Annotated in this window: 13 protein-coding genes; 10 read left to right on the top strand and 3 right to left on the bottom strand. The window is 64.3% G+C overall.

Going from position 1 to position 16,095, the window contains the following annotated elements:
• The first annotated feature begins 84 nt into the window (after nucleotides 1-84).
• From sucC to AC1RR3_RS35450, 9 genes are all read left to right on the top strand, one after another.
• Nucleotides 85-1,281: an ADP-forming succinate--CoA ligase subunit beta gene (gene sucC / locus AC1RR3_RS35490; protein WP_492829447.1), complete on the top strand. Its 1,197-nt coding sequence runs from the start codon at nucleotides 85-87 to the stop codon at nucleotides 1,279-1,281.
• 4 nt (nucleotides 1,282-1,285) lie between these two features.
• Entirely contained in the window at nucleotides 1,286-1,765 is a 480-nt protein-coding gene (locus AC1RR3_RS35485; protein ID WP_492829446.1) for a DUF1579 family protein, read from the top strand.
• A gap of 10 nt (nucleotides 1,766-1,775) precedes the next feature.
• Entirely contained in the window at nucleotides 1,776-2,237 is a 462-nt protein-coding gene (locus AC1RR3_RS35480) for a hypothetical protein (RefSeq protein ID WP_492829444.1), read from the top strand.
• Nucleotides 2,238-2,301: 64 nt separating this feature from the next.
• Nucleotides 2,302-3,186 carry a succinate--CoA ligase subunit alpha gene (gene sucD / locus AC1RR3_RS35475; RefSeq protein WP_492829442.1) on the top strand — a complete coding sequence of 295 codons (885 nt, stop codon included), beginning with the start codon at nucleotides 2,302-2,304 and terminating at the stop codon, nucleotides 3,184-3,186.
• Nucleotides 3,187-3,323: 137 nt separating this feature from the next.
• A complete protein-coding gene (locus tag AC1RR3_RS35470; protein WP_492829440.1) occupies nucleotides 3,324-6,293 on the top strand; it encodes a 2-oxoglutarate dehydrogenase E1 component in 2,970 nt (989 codons plus the stop codon).
• A 161-nt stretch (nucleotides 6,294-6,454) separates the two neighbouring features.
• Nucleotides 6,455-7,699 carry a 2-oxoglutarate dehydrogenase complex dihydrolipoyllysine-residue succinyltransferase gene (gene odhB / locus AC1RR3_RS35465; protein ID WP_492829439.1) on the top strand — a complete coding sequence of 415 codons (1,245 nt, stop codon included), beginning with the start codon at nucleotides 6,455-6,457 and terminating at the stop codon, nucleotides 7,697-7,699.
• Between the two features lie 55 nt (nucleotides 7,700-7,754).
• On the top strand, nucleotides 7,755-8,516 hold the full coding sequence (locus AC1RR3_RS35460; protein WP_492829437.1) for an SDR family oxidoreductase: 762 nt from the start codon (nucleotides 7,755-7,757) through the stop codon (nucleotides 8,514-8,516).
• 57 nt (nucleotides 8,517-8,573) lie between these two features.
• Nucleotides 8,574-9,974 carry a dihydrolipoyl dehydrogenase gene (gene lpdA / locus AC1RR3_RS35455; protein WP_492829435.1) on the top strand — a complete coding sequence of 467 codons (1,401 nt, stop codon included), beginning with the start codon at nucleotides 8,574-8,576 and terminating at the stop codon, nucleotides 9,972-9,974.
• A 34-nt stretch (nucleotides 9,975-10,008) separates the two neighbouring features.
• Nucleotides 10,009-10,539: a hypothetical protein gene (locus AC1RR3_RS35450; protein WP_492829432.1), complete on the top strand. Its 531-nt coding sequence runs from the start codon at nucleotides 10,009-10,011 to the stop codon at nucleotides 10,537-10,539.
• A 160-nt stretch (nucleotides 10,540-10,699) separates the two neighbouring features.
• Here AC1RR3_RS35450 and AC1RR3_RS35445 read toward each other — a convergent pair whose 3' ends face one another.
• Both AC1RR3_RS35445 and AC1RR3_RS35440 read right to left on the bottom strand, forming a co-directional pair.
• Nucleotides 10,700-11,290 carry a DUF4337 domain-containing protein gene (locus AC1RR3_RS35445; protein WP_492829430.1) on the bottom strand — a complete coding sequence of 197 codons (591 nt, stop codon included), beginning with the start codon at nucleotides 11,288-11,290 and terminating at the stop codon, nucleotides 10,700-10,702.
• Nucleotides 11,291-11,373: 83 nt separating this feature from the next.
• The gene (locus AC1RR3_RS35440; protein ID WP_492829428.1) at nucleotides 11,374-12,336 is read right to left on the bottom strand and encodes a tyrosine recombinase XerC; all 963 of its coding nucleotides are present in this window, start codon (nucleotides 12,334-12,336) and stop codon (nucleotides 11,374-11,376) included.
• Between the two features lie 112 nt (nucleotides 12,337-12,448).
• Here AC1RR3_RS35440 and AC1RR3_RS35435 point away from each other — a divergent pair, with 112 nt between their 5' ends.
• On the top strand, nucleotides 12,449-14,659 hold the full coding sequence (locus AC1RR3_RS35435; protein ID WP_492829427.1) for a primosomal protein N': 2,211 nt from the start codon (nucleotides 12,449-12,451) through the stop codon (nucleotides 14,657-14,659).
• A 294-nt stretch (nucleotides 14,660-14,953) separates the two neighbouring features.
• Here AC1RR3_RS35435 and AC1RR3_RS35430 read toward each other — a convergent pair whose 3' ends face one another.
• Nucleotides 14,954-15,457, bottom strand: a complete 504-nt coding sequence (locus AC1RR3_RS35430; protein ID WP_492829425.1) for a septal ring lytic transglycosylase RlpA family protein — start codon at nucleotides 15,455-15,457, stop codon at nucleotides 14,954-14,956.
• Between the last annotated feature and the right edge of the window lie 638 nt (nucleotides 15,458-16,095).

The raw sequence follows: 16,095 nt of genomic DNA, 5'->3' as shown, positions 1-16,095 counted from the left end.
CAGTTCCTGTGGTATATGGTATGCCAGCCACAAGACTGAGGTGGGCCTACGAGGTCACCGCCCGCGGGTTCAGGGAGCGACCATATGAATATCCATGAATATCAGGCCAAAGCGCTGCTCAACGAGTTCGGCGTCGCGATCTCCAAGGGCGTGCCTGTCCTGAAGGCGGCCGACGCGGAAGCCGCCGCCAAGGCGCTGCCGGGCCCGGTCTGGGTGGTGAAGAGCCAGATCCATGCCGGCGGCCGCGGCAAGGGCAAGTTCAAGGAAGCCTCCGCCGGCGACAAGGGCGGCGTCCGCATCGCCAAGTCGGCCGCCGAGGTCACCGAATTCGCCAAGCAGATGCTCGGCGCCACGCTGGTGACGATCCAGACCGGCCCCGCCGGCAAGCAGGTCAACCGCCTCTACATCGAGGACGGCTCCGACATCGACAAGGAATTCTATCTTTCGATCCTGGTCGACCGCGAGACCTCGCGCGTCTCCTTCGTCGTCTCGACCGAAGGCGGCGTCAACATCGAGGACGTCGCGCACAACAGCCCCGAGAAGATCGTCACCTTCTCGGTCGATCCGGCCACCGGCATCATGGGCCATCACGGCCGCACCGTCGCCAACGCGCTGAAACTCTCCGGTGATCTCGCCAAGCAGGCCGAGAAGCTCACCGCGCAGCTCTATGCCGCGTTCGTCGCCAAGGACATGTCGATGCTGGAGATCAACCCGCTGGTCGTGACCAAGCAGGGCCAGCTCCGCGTGCTCGACGCCAAGGTGTCGTTCGACGACAATTCGCTGTTCCGTCATCCCGAGGTGCTCGCGCTGCGCGACGAGACCGAGGAAGACGCCAAGGAAATCGAGGCGTCGAAATACGACCTCAACTACGTCACCCTCGACGGCAATATCGGCTGCATGGTCAACGGCGCCGGCCTTGCCATGGCGACGATGGACATCATCAAGCTCTACGGCATGGCGCCGGCGAACTTCCTCGACGTCGGCGGCAGCGCCAGCAAGGAGAAGGTTGCGGCCGCGTTCAAAATCATCACCGCGGATCCCAACGTGAAGGGCATCCTGGTCAATATCTTCGGTGGTATCATGAAGTGCGACGTGATCGCCGAGGGCGTCACCGCCGCCGTGCGCGAGGTCGGCCTCAGCGTGCCGCTGGTGGTTCGCCTCGAAGGCACCAACGTCGAGCTCGGCAAGAAGATCATCCGTGAATCCGGCCTGAACGTGGTGCCGGCCGACAATCTCGACGATGCCGCGCAGAAGATCGTGAAGGCCGTCAAGGGAGGCTAAGGCCATGACCCAAGACCATCTCGCCGCATCATCTCCGCTTGCAGAGCACGCGCGCCTCGCCGCGTTCGCCGGCGAATGGAATGGCGAAGAGGTGGTCTTTCCGTCGCGCTGGACGGAAGGCGGGTCGGCCACTTCGCACGTTGTCGCGCGCATGGACCTGAACGGCTTCTATCTGATCCAGGACAGTGTCCAGATGCGCGACGGCAAGCAGAGCTTCGCCACCCACGGCATCTTCACCTACGATCGTGACGACCGGACCTACAAATTGTTCTGGTACGACTCGCTCGGCTATACGCCGCCCTCGTCCGCCTCCGGCGGATGGGTCGGCAAGACCCTGACGCTGGTGCGCGGCTCGCTCCGCGGCAATGCGCGCCACGTCTACGAAATCATCGACGACAATTCCTACGCGTTGAAGATCCAGTTCTCGCCGGACGCGGAAGGCTGGGCCGACGTGCTCACCGGCGTCTATCGTCGGATCCATTAGGGCGAGATCGATGGGTGCTCATCCATACTGGTATTTCGTTCCGTACGAGGACGATTTCGACGCGGCATTGCAGAAGTTGCGGCTGCGTGAGTTTCAAGCCGGCCGCTACTACCCTGTGACGCCGCTTCAGACATTTCCGATCGACTTGTCTGCGCCGGTGACGGGTGCGAAGCACGACTCGATCGAGCAGGTGATGGAGCAGGGCGACGAAACCGGTACCCGGTCCATCCTGGATATCGCGCAGATCGCGCCGGCGCCTTTCGATGGAAGCGGAATGCCATTCCTGACGGCCTTTCCGTTGGCTCCGTCCGACGTGGAAGGTCTGTTCGGAACCTCGAAGCCGACGCGCGAGCAGGTCGAGACCAATCAGCGAATGTGGGATCGCATCGAGCGCGGCTCGGCGGTCTACACGGTCATTTTCGATAAGGATGTGCCGCATGAAATCTTTTTCGGCGGATATTCCTTCGATTGAACAGCCACTTTGAACAGCCGTCATCCGGCCACGTAACAGGTATCCAAGAAAGCAGGCTCGCCTCATGTCCATCCTGATCGACAAGAACACCAAGGTCATCTGCCAGGGCTTTACCGGCAAGAACGGTACCTTCCATTCGGAGGCCGCGATTGCCTATGGCACCAAGATGGTCGGCGGCACTTCGCCGGGCAAAGGCGGCGCGACGCATCTGAACCTGCCGGTGTTCGACACCGTGCGCGAGGCGCGTGAGAAGACCGGTGCCGATGCGTCGGTGATCTACGTGCCGCCGCCGGGCGCGGCTGATGCGATCTGCGAAGCCATCGACGCCGAGATCCCGCTGATCGTCTGCATCACCGAAGGTATTCCTGTGATCGACATGGTGCGGGTGAAGCGCTCGCTGGCCGGTTCCAAGTCGCGCCTGATCGGGCCGAACTGCCCGGGTGTCATGACCGCCGGCGAGTGCAAGATCGGCATCATGCCCGCCAACATCTTCAAGACCGGCTCCGTCGGCATCGTCTCCCGCTCCGGCACGCTCACTTACGAAGCCGTGTTCCAGACCTCCCAGGAAGGCCTCGGCCAGACCACTGCGGTCGGCATCGGCGGCGACCCGGTCAAGGGCACCGAATTCATCGACGTGCTGGAAATGCTGCTCGCCGACCCCAAGACCGAATCGATCATCATGATCGGCGAAATCGGCGGTTCCGCCGAGGAAGACGCCGCCCAGTTCCTCAAGGACGAAGCCAAGCGCGGCCGCAAGAAGCCGATGGTCGGTTTCATCGCCGGCGTGACCGCGCCTCCCGGCCGCCGCATGGGCCATGCCGGCGCGATCATCTCGGGCGGAAAGGGTGATGCCGGTTCCAAGACCGACGCGATGAAATCGGCAGGGATTACAGTGTCCCCGTCTCCCGCCCGCCTCGGCCACACGCTTGCCGAAAAGTTGAAGGGCTAATTCACTTCTTCGTACTTTTCCGGGCGAAGTTTCGCAGCAAATAGGGTAAATGGTGCCAATCGCGCTGAGCCTCTGCCGGGGAGCTCAGCGCCAGCGCCGTTTGTTATGCGCGAACCGAAATCGCCAGGAACTCAAGTATGTCTCGCCAGGACGCGAACGCAGCCTTTGCCCTCTCCTCCTTTTTGCAGGGCACCAACGCCACCTACATCGACGAAATATACGCCCGCTACGAGAAGGACCCGTCCTCGGTCGACGCCGAGTGGCAGGAGTTCTTCAAGAGCCTGAAGGACCAGCCCGACGACGTCCGCAAGAACGCCCAGGGCCCGTCCTGGGAGCGCGCCAACTGGCCGCTGACCCCGCAGGACGATCTGACCTCCGCCCTCGACGGCAATTGGGCCGAAGTGGAGAAGGCGGTCGGCACCAAGATCGCCGCCAAGGCGCAGGCCAAGGCCGGCGACAAGGGCGCCGGCATTACGTCCGCCGAATTGCTCCAGGCGACGCGCGACTCCGTCCGCGCCCTGATGCTGATCCGCTCCTACCGCATGCGCGGCCACTTCCACGCCAAGCTCGATCCCCTCGGCATCGAAGCCCAGCGCAATCGCGAAGAGCTCGACCCGCGCACCTATGGCTTCAGCGAAGCCGATTTCGACCGCAAGATCTTCCTCGATCACGTGCTCGGCCTCGAATATGCCAGCCTGCGCGAGATCACCGCGATCTGCGAGCGCACCTACTGCCAGACGCTCGGCGTCGAATTCATGCACATCAGCAACGCTGCGCAGAAGGCCTGGATTCAGGAGCGCATCGAAGGGCCGGACAAGGAGATCTCGTTCACCCGCGAAGGTCGCCGCGCCATCCTGATGAAGCTGGTCGAAGCCGAAGGCTTTGAAAAGTTCTGCGATACCAAGTTCACCGGCACCAAGCGTTTCGGTCTCGACGGCGGTGAGTCGCTGATCCCGGCGCTCGAGCAGATCATCAAGCGCGGTGGCAATCTTGGCGTGAAGGAAGTCGTGGTCGGCATGCCGCATCGCGGCCGCCTCAACGTGCTGACGCAGGTGATGGGCAAGCCGCATCGCGCCCTGTTCCACGAGTTCAAGGGCGGCTCGGCCAACCCCGACGCGGTCGAAGGCTCCGGCGACGTCAAGTACCACCTCGGTGCGTCCTCCGATCGCGAGTTCGACGGCAACCGCATCCATCTGTCGCTGACCGCCAATCCCTCGCATCTCGAGATCGTCGATCCCGTCGTGCTCGGCAAGGTGCGCGCCAAGCAGGATCAGCATGGTGACCCGCCGGACCAGCGCATCTCCGTGATGCCGCTGCTGATGCATGGCGACGCGGCGTTCGCCGGCCAGGGCGTGGTCGCGGAATGCTTCGGCCTCTCCGACCTGAAGGGCTACCGCACCGGCGGCTCCGTGCACTTCATCGTCAACAACCAGATCGGCTTCACCACCTATCCGCGTTACTCGCGCTCCTCGCCCTATCCGTCCGACGTGGCGAAGATGATCGACGCGCCGATCTTCCACGTGAACGGCGACGATCCGGAAGCCGTGGTGTTCGCGGCCAAGGTCGCGACCGAGTTCCGGCAGAAATTCCACAAGCCCGTCGTCATCGACATGTTCTGCTACCGCAGGCACGGTCATAACGAGGGCGACGAGCCGGCGTTCACCCAGCCGGTGATGTACAAGAAGATCGCGGCCCATCCCACCACGCTCGAGCTTTACGCCCGCCGCCTGATCAGCGAAGGCGTGATGACCGAGGGCGAGGTCGACAAGGCCAAGGCCGACTGGCGCGCGCGGCTCGATGCCGAGTTTGAGGCCGGCACCTCCTACAAGCCGAACAAGGCCGACTGGCTCGACGGCAAATGGGCCGGCTTCAAGATCGCCGACCAGGAAGAGGATGCGCGCCGCGGCGTCACCGGCGTTGACATCACTGCCCTGAAGGACATCGGCCGCAAGATCACCAAGGTGCCGGATGGTTTCCGCGTCCACCGCACCATCCAGCGCTTCCTGGAGAACCGCTCCAAGGCGATCGACAGCGGCAACGGCATCGACTGGGCGACCGGCGAGGCGCTGGCGTTCTGCACGCTGCTCAACGAGAACCACCACGTCCGCCTGTCCGGACAGGATTCCGAGCGCGGCACCTTCTCGCAGCGTCACTCGGTCCTGATCGACCAGGAAGACGAGAGCCGCTACACGCCGTTCAACCATCTCGGCAACGAGCAGGGCCATTACGAGGTCATCAACTCGCTGCTGTCGGAAGAAGCCGTGCTCGGCTTCGAATACGGCTACTCGCTGGCCGAGCCGAACACGCTGACACTGTGGGAAGCCCAGTTCGGCGACTTCGCCAACGGCGCGCAGGTCGTGTTCGACCAGTTCATCTCCTCGGGCGAGCGCAAATGGCTGCGCATGTCCGGTCTCGTCTGCCTCTTGCCGCACGGCTATGAGGGCCAGGGACCGGAGCATTCCTCGGCACGTCTGGAGCGTTACTTGCAGATGTGCGCGGAAGACAACATGCAGGTGGTCTATCCGACCACGCCGGCGAACTATTTCCACGTGCTGCGCCGCCAGCTGCATCGCGAGATCCGCAAGCCGCTGATCGTGATGACGCCGAAGTCGCTGCTGCGCCACAAGCGGGCGGTGTCGCGTCTCGAGGAGCTGGCGAAGGGCACGACCTTCCACCGCATCCTCTATGATGACGCCCAGATGCTGCCGAACGAGCCGATCAAGCTCGTCCCCGACGAGAAGGTCCGCCGCATCGTGCTGTGCTCGGGCAAGGTCTATTACGACCTCTACGAGGAGCGCGAGAAGCGCGGCATCGACGACATCTATTTGATGCGCGTCGAGCAGCTCTATCCGGTGCCGCTCAAGGCGCTGGTGGCCGAGCTGTCGCGCTTCAAGAAGGCGGAAGTGATCTGGTGCCAGGAAGAGCCCCGCAACATGGGTGCCTGGCACTTCATCGAGCCCTATCTGGAATGGGTGCTGAACCAGGTGAACGGTGTGAGCCGGCGTCCGCGTTATGTCGGCCGCGCCGCTTCCGCCGCGACCGCCACGGGTCTGATGTCCAAGCATCAGGCTCAGTTGAAGGCGTTCCTGGACGAAGCACTGAGCTGAGAAGTTTTCTGGACGACGTCATGCCCCGCGAAGGCGGGGCATCCAGTATTCCGCGCCGCTCGTTTCAATCACGAAAGTCACGGCGTACTGGATTGCCCGCGTTCGCGGGCAATGACGTATGGAATTCATGACCGCATTGGCGATCCCTTAAGGAAAAGACCATGACTGAAATTCGTGTGCCGACGCTCGGCGAATCCGTCACCGAGGCCACCATCGGCCGCTGGTTCAAGAAGGCCGGCGATGCCGTCGCCGTCGACGAGCCCTTGGTGGAGCTCGAGACCGACAAGGTCACCATCGAAGTCCCGGCGCCGTCCGCCGGCACGCTGAGCGAGATCATCGCCGCTGATGGCACCACCGTTGCGGTCGGCGCGCTGCTCGGCCAGATCACGGAAGGCGCCGCCGGCGCGGCCAAGCCGGCCGCTGCTCCTGCGAAGCCCGCCGCCGCTCCAGCCGCCGCGGCTGCTGCTGCCGCGCCCGCTCCGGCCGCGAAGGCGCCGCCGGCTGACGCTCCGCTCGCGCCGTCCGTGCGAAAACTCTCGGCCGAGACCGGCGTTGACGCTTCGACCGTTCCGGGCTCCGGCAAGGACGGCCGCGTCACCAAGGGTGACATGCTCGCCGCGATCGAGCGCGCCGCCTCCGCGCCGACCCCGGTCAACCAGCCTGCCGCCGCCGTCCAGGTCCGCGCGCCGTCGCCGGCCGATGACGCCGCCCGCGAAGAGCGCGTCAAGATGACCCGGCTGCGCCAGACCATCGCGCGCCGCCTCAAGGACGTGCAGAACACCGCGGCCATGCTGACGACCTTCAACGAGGTCGACATGACCAACGTCATGGCGCTGCGTGCCCACTACAAGGATGCGTTCGAGAAGAAGCACGGCAGCAAGCTCGGCTTCATGGGCTTCTTCACCAAGGCCGTCGTGCAGGCGCTGAAGGACATCCCGGCCGTCAACGCCGAGATCGACGGCACCGATTTGATCTACAAGAACTACTATCACATCGGCGTCGCCGTCGGCACCGACAAGGGCCTCGTCGTGCCTGTCGTCCGCGACTGCGACAACAAGTCGATCGCCGACATCGAGAAGGGCATCGCCGATTTCGGCCGCCGCGCCCGTGACGGCCAGCTCAAGATCGACGAGATGCAGGGCGGCACCTTCACCATTACCAATGGCGGCATCTACGGCTCGCTGATGTCGACCCCGATCCTGAACGCGCCGCAGTCCGGCATTCTCGGCATGCACAAGATCCAGGAGCGGCCGATGGTCGTCGGCGGCAAGATCGAGGTCCGCCCGATGATGTATCTGGCGCTGTCCTACGATCACCGCGTCATCGACGGCAAGGAAGCCGTCACCTTCCTGGTTCGCGTCAAGGAGAGCCTGGAAGATCCGGCGCGTCTGGTGCTCGATCTCTGATCGCTGATGCTCTGCGAGCGCCGTCGCCCTCTCGCGCGACGGCGCGTGTCGAACCATGGAGGCGGGCGTGACGGATAAAGTCGTTGTCATCACCGGCGGCAGCCGCGGCATCGGGCGGGCGACTGCGATTGCGGCGGCCGCGCGTGGCTTCCGTGTCGTGGTCGGCTACGCCAGCAACAACAAGGCTGCCGATGAAGTGGTCAGCCAGATCGAGGCCAGCAACGGCAAGGCCATCGCGGTGAAATGCGATGTCGCGGTGGAAAGCGACATCATCGACCTGTTCAAGCAAGCCGACAAGTTCGGCACGCTCGGTGCCCTCGTCAACAACGGCGGCATCGTCGGCCAGAGCGGCGTGCGCGTCGACGAGATGTCAGCCGAACGCATCCAGCGCGTGATGGCGGTCAACGTCACCGGCTCGATCCTCTGTGCGCGCGAAGCCGTGAAGCGGATGTCGACCAAGCATGGCGGCAAGGGCGGCGTCATCGTCAATCTGTCATCGGTTGCTGCCAAGCTCGGCGCGCCGAACACTTACGTCGACTATGCCGCGTCCAAGGGCGCGATCGATTCCTTCACTATCGGCCTCGGCTATGAGGTTGCCGGCGAAGGCATTCGCGTCGCCGCGATCCGTCCCGGCCTGATCGACACCGAAATCCACGCCTCCGGCGGCGAGCCCGATCGGCACCATCGTCTGGCCCATATGGTGCCGATGAAGCGTGTCGGCACATCAGATGAAATCGCCAATGCCATCGTCTGGCTGATGTCGGACGATGCCTCCTACGTCACCTCAGCCATTCTCGATGTGTCCGGCGGACGCTGACGCGCCGCGCGGACGCTGACACATCATCATCACGCTAAACTTACGGGACTTTCTCTCATGGCTACCTACGATCTCGTCGTCATCGGCACCGGACCTGGCGGTTATGTCTGCGCAGTGCGCGCCAGCCAGCTCGGCATGAAAGTCGCCGTGGTGGAAAAGAACGCCACGCTCGGCGGCACCTGCCTCAATGTCGGCTGCATGCCGTCGAAGGCGCTGCTGCACGCCTCCGAAATGTTCGAGGAAGCCGGGCATTCCTTCGCCAAGATGGGCGTCAGCGTCTCCGCGCCGAAGCTCGAGCTTCCGGCGATGATGAACTTCAAGCAGCAGGGCATCGACGGCAACGTCAAGGGCGTCGAGTTCCTGATGAAGAAGAACAAGGTCGACGTCTTGAAGGGCACCGGCAAGATCCTCGGCACCGGCAAGGTGGAAGTCTCCGCCGACGGCAAGTCGCAGGTGATCGAGACCAAGAGCATCGTCATCGCCACCGGCTCGGACATCGCGCGTCTCAAGGGCATCGAGATCGACGAGAAGCGCATCGTCTCGTCCACCGGCGCGCTGTCGCTCGACAAGGTCCCCGGCAAGCTCTTGATCGTCGGCGCCGGCGTGATCGGCCTCGAGCTCGGCTCGGTGTGGAAGCGCCTCGGCGCCGAAGTGGTCGTCGTTGAATTCCTCGACCGCATCCTGCCTGGCATGGATGGCGAGATCGCCAAGCAATTCCAGCGCATCCTGGAGAAGCAGGGCTTTGCGTTCAAGCTCGGCGCCAAGGTCACGGCCGTCGACACCTCAGGCAAGACGCTGAAGGCGACCATCGAGCCCGCCGCCGGCGGCGCTGCCGAAACGCTGGAAGCCGACGTCGTGCTCGTCTGCATCGGCCGCGTGCCGTACACGAACGGGCTCGGGCTGAAGGAAGCCGGCGTTGCGCTGGACAATCGCGGCCGCGTGCAGATCGATCCGCACTTCGCCACCAGCCTGAAGGGCGTCTATGCCATCGGCGACGTCGTCGCTGGTCCCATGCTCGCGCACAAGGCCGAGGATGAAGGCGTTGCGGTTGCGGAGATCATCGCAGGCCAGGCCGGCCACGTGAATTACGATGTTATTCCAGGCGTCGTGTATACCACGCCGGAAGTGTCCTCCGTCGGCAAGACCGAGGAGGAACTGAAGCAGGCGGGTGTGGCTTATACCGTCGGGAAGTTTCCCTTTACCGCCAACGGCCGCTCCAAGGTCAACCAGACCACCGACGGCTTTGTGAAGATTCTCGCAGATGCGAAGACCGATCGCGTGCTCGGCGTGCACATTATCGGCATTGAGGCCGGCGAAATGATCCATGAAGCGTGCGTTCTCATGGAGTTTGGCGGCAGCGCGGAGGATCTCGCGCGGACCTGCCACGCGCATCCGACCCGCTCGGAAGCCGTCAAGGAGGCCGCGCTTGCAGTCGGCAAGCGGGCCATCCATATGTAGGCCACGCCGCGAGCCGAATCGGGCGGGACAACACATGCTGCGCCGCCTACTTCAACCGGTCTGGGTCCTGCTGGCGATCGTCTTCCTGATCGAAGCCTGGCTGTGGGACCATCTCGAACCGATCGTCGCGCGGGTTGTCGCAGCGATTCCGCTGGCGCGCTTCAAGCAATGGCTGACGGATCGCGTCGATGCGCTGTCGCCGGCCATGACGCTGATCGTGTTCGCGGTCCCCATCATCCCGCTGTTTCCGCTCAAGCTGGTCGGCCTGTGGCTGCTCACGCATGAGTACTGGACCAGCGCGGTCTTCACGATCCTGTTCGCAAAGCTGCTCGGCGTCGGCGTCACCGCCTTCGTGTTCGACGTGACGCGCGACAAGCTGATGGAGATGCACTGGTTCGAGCGGCTCTACGATCTCGTGATGACGCTGCGCGCCAAGGCCGCCGAGCTGGTCGATCCCGTCAAGCAGCGCATCAAGGAGATCATCAGCGGCAACGGCGAAGGCTGGTCCTCCCGCACGCTGCGTTTGATCCAGCGCTTCCGCAAGAGCGTGCACCAGACGCGCTAGCTGCTCGCCGTACATTCGGTGTCATCGCCCGGCTTGACCGGGCGATCCAGTATTCCAGAGACGTCAATCGAATACGGAGAAGCCGCGGCGTACTGGATGCCCCGGTCAAGCCGGGGCATGACACCGTCTGTGTAGCATCAAGCCACGCGTCTCAACCTCACTAATGCAAATGCAGCAGATGCGGCCACCACAGGCCGAGCGCGGTCATGAGGATGCCGCCCAGCGTCAGGATGCCGGCGACATAGGCGAGCGCGAACATGCCGGTGATGATGGTGGCCGAGGCCAGCACGATGCCGATCTGGAAGGCGGCCGACGCCAGCTCGAAATGATGGTACTTCGCGGTCGCCTCGTCGCGCTCGTGCTCGGCGTGCTTGGCTTTCTCGGCCAGCTGCTCGGTGCCTTCCCCGGTCTCGGGCTCGGAGCGGTAGCGCGCCGCGGTCTTGGTCCAGTCGTCGATCTGCTTCTGCACCACCGCCTTCATGGCGTCATCGGTGGTGGCCGCCAGCGTCAGCTTGCCCTGCTCGGTCGCGGTCACCACCACGGTGCGGCGGATGCTCTTGGCCTGGAAGAACGCCCAGAGATTGGCGCCCTCGACGTTCTTGCTGATCGATTCGGTCTGGGCGCCCTTGCCGAGCGTTTCCGAGATCGCCAGAAACAGCGCCAGCACGGCGATCAGCAGCGCGATCTTCTTGTTCGAGCCGGACGCGTGTTCGGCGTGCTCGGCGTGCTCCATGCTTTCATGTGCGCTCATGATGTTCCTCCTGCCTCGGTTCCCCACGATTGACCGAACCGCGGGCGCCGCGCAAGAGGCAAGCAAGTTATGACGTCAGTGTGTCAGCGCCGCGGATGCGCGCTGGCATAGACTTCCAGCAGCCGTTCAGAATCGATGCCGGTATAGATTTGCGTGGTCGAGAGCGAGGAGTGGCCGAGCAATTCCTGGATGGCGCGCAAGTCCCCGCCGCGCGAGAGCAGATGCGTGGCAAAGGAATGCCGCAGCGCGTGCGGCGTCGCGCTGTCGGGTAGCCCAAGCGCGCCTCGCAGCCGCTCCATCGCGAGCTGGATGATGCGCGGGCTGAGCGGCCCGCCGCGCGCGCCGACGAAGATCGGGCCTTCCGCCGGCAGCGGATACGGGCACATCGAAACATATTCCTGCACCAGTTCCAGCACGTTCTGGAGCACCGGCACCATGCGGGTCTTGTTGCCTTTGCCTGTCACGATCAGCACGTCGCCTTCGCCCGGCTTTGGCACCTCGCGGTGCTTCAGGCCGAGCGCTTCGGAGATGCGCAGGCCCGAGCCATAGAGCAGCGCCATCACCGCGGCGTCGCGCGCCAGAATCCAGGTCTCGCGATCCTCGCCGGCGCGCTCGTCGGCATCGGCGAGACGTTTGGCGGATGCCATCGGCAGCGGTTTTGGTAATGTCTTGGCCACTTTCGGCGCACGGATGGCCGAGAGCGCGCCGACCTTGCCCTTACCCTCGCGCTCCAGAAAGCGGCCGAACGAGCGCAGCCCTGCCAGCGCGCGCATCAGCGAGCGGCCGGCAATGTCGTCGGCCCGGCGCATCGCCATGAAGGCGCGGATGTCGGTGGCTTCCAGCGATGCGAAGCGCTTGAGCGTCACGCGCTCGCCCCAATGGCTGCAAAGGAAATCCAGGCATTGCCTGAGGTCGCGGGCATAGGCCTCCAGCGTCTTCGGCGACAGCCGCCGCTCGGCGCCGAGATGCGACAGCCAGCGCGTCATCTGCTGCGCGATCGAGGGATCGGCGCTGGCAAGCTCGATGGGTGGTGCGGCTTTGCTCATGCGCTCTGGACGTGGTGATTCCACTCAGTATATCGCATCACACTCGTTTATCGTTCGCTAAGGCCGCCCCACGGCGATAGCCTTGAAGCCCCCGGGTTCCGATTCTCAGGTCATGGACGGCACGTCCCGCAACAGCACCGCCCCCGCCAACGCGACTCGCATGGTCGACGTGCTGGTGCCGGTCGCGCTCGACCAGACCTATTCCTACAAGGTGCCGCGCGGCATGGAGCTGAAGGCGGGCGATCTCGTCGGCGTGCCGCTTGGGCCCCGCGAGGTGCTGGCCGTGGTCTGGGCGGAAAACGCCAATCCGGATCCGCGCCTGCACAACCGCCTCAAGGAGGTCAATGAGAAGCTCGACCTCCCATCCTTGAAGCCCGAGCTGCGCTCGGTCGTCGACTGGGTCGCCAACTACACGCTGAGCCCGCGCGGCATGGTGCTGCGCATGTGCCTGCGGATGGGCGAGAACCTCGGCCCCGAACGGGTCCGCGCCGGCGTGCGTCTGGTCGGCGATCCCCCGAAGCGGTTGACACCGGCGCGGCAGCGCCTGCTCGAGGTGCTGTCGGACCGGCTGCTGCACGGCAAGTCGGAAGCCGCCAAGGAAGCCGGCGTCTCGGCCGGCGTGATCGACGGCCTCGTCGATGAAGGCACGCTCACGGTCGAGCCGATGCCGCCGCCTCCGCCGCCGCCAGCCCCCGATCCGGATTTCGCCCGGCCGGATTTTTCGCCGCTGCAGCGTGCCGGCGTGGATGCGATGCGCGCGCTCGCGGCCAACGGAACGTTCCACGTCGCATTGCTCGACGGCGTCACCGGCTCGGGCAAGACCGAGGTCTATTTCGAGGCGATTGCGGAAGCCATCCGCCGCGGCAAGCAATCCCTGATCCTGATGCCGGAGATCGCGCTCACCGGCCAGTTCCTCGACCGTTTTGCGCAACGGTTCGGCGTGCGTCCGATCGAATGGCACTCCGAGCTGACGCCGCGCACCCGCGCGCGCAACTGGGCGGCGATCTCGGACGGCAGCGCACCGGTCGTGGTCGGTGCGCGCTCGGCGCTGTTCCTTCCCTACGCCAATCTCGGCCTCATCGTCGTCGATGAAGAGCACGACCAGGCCTACAAGCAGGACGAGGGCGTGCATTATCACGCCCGCGACATGGCGGTGGTGCGCGCGCATATCGCAAAAATTCCGATCGTGCTGGCCTCGGCGACGCCGTCGGTCGAGTCCGAGGTCAATGCGCGCAAGAACCGCTATCAGCGCATCGCGCTGCCCTCGCGCTTCGGCGGCCAGCACATGCCGCATATCGAGGCCATCGACCTGCGCCGCGAGCCGCCGGCGCGCGGCCGCTATATCTCGCCGCGCCTTGCCGGTGAGATCAGAAAAGCGATCGAAAAGCGTGAGCAGGCATTGTTGTTCCTCAATCGCCGCGGCTATGCGCCGCTGACGCTGTGCCGGGCCTGCGGCCACCGCTTCGCCTGCACCATCTGCGATGCCTGGCTGGTCGATCACCGCTTTCGCCAGCGCCTCGTCTGTCACCATTGCGGCTTCTCGATGCCGCGCCCGCAGACTTGCCCGCATTGTGCGGCGGAGGAATCGCTGGTCGCGGTCGGCCCCGGCGTCGAGCGCTTGCAGGAGGAGGCGGCGGCGCTGTTTCCGGACGCGCGCACCATGGTGCTGTCGAGCGATCTCATCACCTCGATCGAGACCATGCGGAGCGAGCTGAACGAAATTGCCGAAGGCCGCGTCGATGTCATCATCGGCACGCAGCTCGTGGCGAAGGGGCACAACTTCCCGCGGCTTAATCTCGTCGGCGTGATCGATGCGGATCTTGGTCTGAGCAACGGCGATCCGCGCGCCTCCGAACGTACCTGGCAATTGCTCAACCAGGTCATCGGCCGCGCCGGGCGCGAGCAGGGCCGCGGCGTCGGTTATCTCCAGACCCACCAGCCCGATCATCCCGTGATGAAGGCGCTGATCGCGTGCGATCGCGAGGCCTTCTACGACAGCGAGATCGACCTGCGCGAGCGCACGCTCTATCCGCCGTTCGGCCGGCTCGCGAGCCTCATCATTTCCGCAGGCGACCGTCCGAGCGCGGAAGGCTTTGGCCGCAGGCTGGTGGCGCTCGCACCGCACGACGAGCGCGTGGTCGTGCTCGGCCCGGCGGAAGCCCCGCTCGCGGTCATCAAAGGCCGCTACCGCTTCCGCATCCTGGTGAAATCGGCGCGCGGTTTCGATCTGTCGGATTATCTGCGCAACTGGCTCGCCGTGTGCCCGAAGCCGAAGGGCAACCAGAAGCTCGAAGTCGACGTCGATCCCCAGAGTTTTTTGTAGGGGATCTCGTCTCGTGCCCCGGACGCAGCGCAGCGTCTCTTCGACGGTGCGCTGCAGAGCAGGGGCCCATCTCACCGCGTGCCGCGTCGCTTTTTGGGTCCCGGCTCTGCGCAGCAACGCTACGCGCTGCAGCGCGTCCGGGACACGAGAGAGATGAGTGTCTGCTCTAAAGGCAAACAAAAAGCCCGCCGTCCCCCAAGACGGCGGGCTTGTTTCGCCCGCGCTGATCTCGCCGCTCACATGTCCGCAGACAATGACGAGAGCTGCGCTTTGAGGCTAAGCGCTCTCGCGCCTTTACGACACCACTTCCGCGGTGACGCGGCCGACGCCGGCGCCGGTGAGGCCGATGGCGCGGGCAGCACCCGTGGAGAGGTCGAGGACACGGCCGCGCACGAACGGGCCGCGGTCGTTGATGGTGACGATGACGCTCGAGCCGCCATGGGTGACGCGCAGCTTGGTGCCGAACGGCAGCGAACGGTGCGCGGCGGTCATGGCGTTCTGGTTGAAGCGCTGGCCCGAGGCGGTGCGGCTGCCGGACTCGTTGCCGTAATAGGAGGCCATGCCGGAGAAGCTGTGGCCCGAACCGGACGACGGCGTCATCGACGCGTTGGCGTTGCGCCAGTCGGAGGTTGCGTTGGTGTCAGCCTGGGCGTGGTGGCGGTGGTGAGCGTGCCGGTGGTGATGCCGGGATTTGGCGGAAGCTTCGGTGGCAGTTCCACCGACGAGGAGAGTTGCGGCAATGAAAGCGATCGCCGTACGCGGCCGGGTCACAGTGCCCAGCGTCTTCAAAGACAGCATTTAGTGGTCCCTAAGCTAGTATTGCCACATATGTGGCCAGTGGAGCCCCCATCAGTTTGTGAGCGGGTTGGCGTTTCCTTTGGCAATGAGGCGTGAATTGGGCAGTAAATCTGTTCTGTGTCGTCATGAAATATCTTGTTACTGGCATCGATATTGCAGCCGATGTTCCGTAATCTTGCGCTTTAACACTTCTTTAACTCTTAAATTACTTGCGAATACTGTAAAATAAAGTCATCCCCCTGCGGGTTTAGAATTGGGTAAGTATTCGGGGCGGCCGAATAATCAGGTCCTGCTCACGCCTCAGCGATCCGTGTTCATGGCCGCTATGCGCTGAGGGCAGGAACGAATGGGCCCGAGACGGCCGCAAGGCTCACGGCAATTCCGTGGCGTGGCAGGTCGTCATGGGGATCAACCTTGAAGCGGCGTGGACTGCGACGAACTGGCGACAGAACCTCGTGCCTTTAATTTGGCGTCATGTTGCACGTGCGCGCCTGCTATGTTAGCAAAGCCGCGATTTTAACGGACCCGGCACTCTCCGTGTCGGCCGAAAATCGAAGTCCCGCTTGAATTCCAAGGGCTTGGATCGCTAGGCGCCGCTTTGTGGCGACGGTTTTTCCCTTGCGAGTTTGACAGCAAAA

The organism is Bradyrhizobium sp. GW821-FHT13H05 (assembly GCF_058804065.1).
Note: the sequence above shows the minus strand (reverse complement) of the source record. Positions and strands in the feature narration are given on the sequence as shown.

Excerpts from the sequence above, each read along its gene's own strand:
- sucC (WP_492829447.1), top strand. The coding sequence starts at position 85 with ATGAATATCCATGAATATCAGGCCAAAGCGCTGCTCAACGAGTTCGGC.
- AC1RR3_RS35485 (WP_492829446.1), top strand. The coding sequence starts at position 1,286 with ATGACCCAAGACCATCTCGCCGCATCATCTCCGCTTGCAGAGCACGCG.
- AC1RR3_RS35480 (WP_492829444.1), top strand. The coding sequence starts at position 1,776 with ATGGGTGCTCATCCATACTGGTATTTCGTTCCGTACGAGGACGATTTC.
- sucD (WP_492829442.1), top strand. The coding sequence starts at position 2,302 with ATGTCCATCCTGATCGACAAGAACACCAAGGTCATCTGCCAGGGCTTT.
- AC1RR3_RS35470 (WP_492829440.1), top strand. The coding sequence starts at position 3,324 with ATGTCTCGCCAGGACGCGAACGCAGCCTTTGCCCTCTCCTCCTTTTTG.
- odhB (WP_492829439.1), top strand. The coding sequence starts at position 6,455 with ATGACTGAAATTCGTGTGCCGACGCTCGGCGAATCCGTCACCGAGGCC.
- AC1RR3_RS35460 (WP_492829437.1), top strand. The coding sequence starts at position 7,755 with ATGGAGGCGGGCGTGACGGATAAAGTCGTTGTCATCACCGGCGGCAGC.
- lpdA (WP_492829435.1), top strand. The coding sequence starts at position 8,574 with ATGGCTACCTACGATCTCGTCGTCATCGGCACCGGACCTGGCGGTTAT.
- AC1RR3_RS35450 (WP_492829432.1), top strand. The coding sequence starts at position 10,009 with ATGCTGCGCCGCCTACTTCAACCGGTCTGGGTCCTGCTGGCGATCGTC.
- AC1RR3_RS35445 (WP_492829430.1), bottom strand. The coding sequence starts at position 11,290 with ATGAGCGCACATGAAAGCATGGAGCACGCCGAGCACGCCGAACACGCG.
- AC1RR3_RS35440 (WP_492829428.1), bottom strand. The coding sequence starts at position 12,336 with ATGAGCAAAGCCGCACCACCCATCGAGCTTGCCAGCGCCGATCCCTCG.
- AC1RR3_RS35435 (WP_492829427.1), top strand. The coding sequence starts at position 12,449 with ATGGACGGCACGTCCCGCAACAGCACCGCCCCCGCCAACGCGACTCGC.
- AC1RR3_RS35430 (WP_492829425.1), bottom strand. The coding sequence starts at position 15,457 with ATGCTGTCTTTGAAGACGCTGGGCACTGTGACCCGGCCGCGTACGGCG.